3 protein-coding genes and 1 pseudogene are annotated in these 2,099 nt (G+C 43.4%); all 4 read right to left on the reverse strand.

The window, feature by feature from the left end; genetic code table 11:
* Positions 1 to 887 (reverse strand): annotated as a pseudogene (locus tag QUA20_RS25750) (protein-arginine deiminase family protein); the annotation flags it as partial.
* Between the two features lie 101 nt (positions 888 to 988).
* Positions 989 to 1,330, reverse strand: a complete 342-nt coding sequence (locus tag QUA20_RS25755; protein ID WP_333192365.1) for a DUF5615 family PIN-like protein — start codon at positions 1,328 to 1,330, stop codon at positions 989 to 991.
* 3 nt (positions 1,331 to 1,333) lie between these two features.
* Entirely contained in the window at positions 1,334 to 1,660 is a 327-nt protein-coding gene (locus tag QUA20_RS25760; RefSeq protein ID WP_333192367.1) for a DUF433 domain-containing protein, read from the reverse strand.
* A gap of 107 nt (positions 1,661 to 1,767) precedes the next feature.
* Complete coding sequence (locus QUA20_RS25765) at positions 1,768 to 1,992, reverse strand: DUF433 domain-containing protein (RefSeq protein WP_445304717.1); 225 nt, start codon at positions 1,990 to 1,992, stop codon at positions 1,768 to 1,770.
* Positions 1,993 to 2,099 lie beyond the last annotated feature (107 nt).

Below are 2,099 nucleotides of genomic sequence, written 5' to 3' on the forward strand. Positions count from 1 at the left end.
AATTCTTGCCTTTCAATTTCTTTACGGGCTAACTCTTGCCTTTCAAGTTCTTGTCTTTCAATTTCTTTACGGGCTAATTCTTGCTTTTCAAGTTCTTGTCTTTCAATTTCTTTACGGGCTAATTCTTGCCTTTCAATTTCTTTACGGGCTAATTCTTGCTTTTCAAACTCTTGCCTTTCAAGTTCTTTTCTAGCCCGGTCTTTTTTCTCTTGCTCTTTTCTCTCTATTTCTCGACGAGCAAATTCTTTTTTCTCTTGCTCTTTGCGGGCTCGCTCTCTTATCTCTTCTTCCTCGGCTCTAACTTTCTCAACAGAACGTGCCACTTGCATTTCATAGGTAGCGACACTGAGGTTTCCTTGATATTCGATGGTTTTGTCGATCGCCCGATCAGCCAAAAAAGAATCGTGGGGAATGAGTCGCAGGGTATTGATAGCCAACTGCCACAGCCGCTGGGACTCTTCCCAAGTAGCAGAAGAAGGATTAGAAGTGCGTCCAATTAAGACTGCTTGGGCGGCTAATTTAGCAGCATCGTCCCAATTATATTTGGCTCTTTCTTCTATTTGAATCTGACTTTGAACGTTTTGGAGTTGCTGCGTCAGAGTTTGGGATTGCTGGCGGTTGATTGCGGATTTCCAAAGTTCTCCAGGAAACGGGGCGCTGTCGGAAGTTTTGGCAAGGTTATCTAATTGTACTTTCAGCCGATCGCGCAATTTGTATAGTTCGGAAAGGGATTGCGGAGTTTCGGCGTCTGGCTGTCGCCCAGAGAGTGCGAGTTGGTAGTTTAGGGAAGGTTGAGCCACTGTTGTGGGGACTGCAACCCAAATAATACCGATGACGACACCGAAACCATTGACGATCGCGATCGCAATATATCGAACCCAGCGCATATAGTTTATCCTCAGACACGCCAATAATTTTACCTAATCTTGGGAGCAATGGGGGATTTAATTGTAAGGTTGTGAGGTCGGGAAGGGCGAGGGGCTTTTTTTCAGCTTTGGGGACGTATTACCCGAATCAATTTGCCAGTCAATGTTTCTTCAGCAAAAATAGCTTCATCAATACGTGATGCCAACCTTCCCCAGTTGCGATCGTTAGTGCAGGTAATAATACCAGAATGATTAGGTTGGATGCGATGCAGTCGGATGAAATCTTGCCGATTGAGTGTTAACACCGAGCGAGAATCACTCGTTGCAAATTCTAAAACTCGATCGTCAGGAATTTTAAGTCCAGCATTTCCTGCTTCTTGAACAGTTAAAACATCGTGACCGAGAGTTCGCAGAATTCTGACAACAGCTATTGGGTATTGCTCATCTGAATATAAACGCGCCATGTTTTAGGCTTCCTCATTTTCCCGGATTGCCTGTTCAATTTCATCAGGATAGGCATCAGCATAAGCCCAGGTATTTGCCAGATCTGCCGCACTAATAGTGGGATAATTTTCTAGCAAATCGGCTTCACTATATCCTATACGACGAGCTTCAACCATTACCCAAACAGGGATACGAGTCCCCGCAATACAAGCCCTACCACCACACACGCCGGGAGTTTTTTCTATTCCTTGCCAAGTATTGCTTAAACTTTGGACTAATAGCTGTATTGCCTGAGTCTTTTCAGCGGGAGTTAAGGCAAGGAGTTGTTTTTCTAATTCTTTCAGTGTCATTTTTTACGATCTCAATCATTTTCTCTAATTGTTTGTTCAATTTCTTCTGGGTAAGCATCAGCATAAGCCCACGCATTTACCAAATCAGCGGCGGTTAGATCGGGAAATTATTCTAGGATGATAGCATCGGAAGCACCTAAACGTCGATCGCACACCAACGACCAAACTGGTATGCGAGTATTACCGATACAAGCATCGCCTCCGCACACACCAGGAGTTTTTTTAATGCCTAGAGAACCGTTGGTTAAAGTTTGAGTTAGGATGCTGATTAGTTTAGCTTTATCAACCGCATTTAAGGTTAAGACTTGAGTTTCTAATTTTTGTACAGTCATAAGTGCGATCGTCCGAATCTATTAGCTATATTACAGCACTTCCGGATGTTATGAGGTACAGTAGCAGCAATTAGTAAACCAGTTTTTGAGATGTTTGGGATTCATTA

It is taken from the genome of Microcoleus sp. Pol7_A1 (assembly GCF_036701085.1).
Lineage (GTDB): Bacteria > Cyanobacteriota > Cyanobacteriia > Cyanobacteriales > Microcoleaceae > Microcoleus > Microcoleus asticus.

Coding starts and splice junctions, on each gene's coding strand:
- QUA20_RS25755 (WP_333192365.1), bottom strand. CDS start 1,330: ATGGCGCGTTTATATTCAGATGAGCAATACCCAATAGCTGTTGTCAGA.
- QUA20_RS25760 (WP_333192367.1), bottom strand. CDS start 1,660: ATGACACTGAAAGAATTAGAAAAACAACTCCTTGCCTTAACTCCCGCT.
- QUA20_RS25765 (WP_445304717.1), bottom strand. CDS start 1,992: ATGACTGTACAAAAATTAGAAACTCAAGTCTTAACCTTAAATGCGGTT.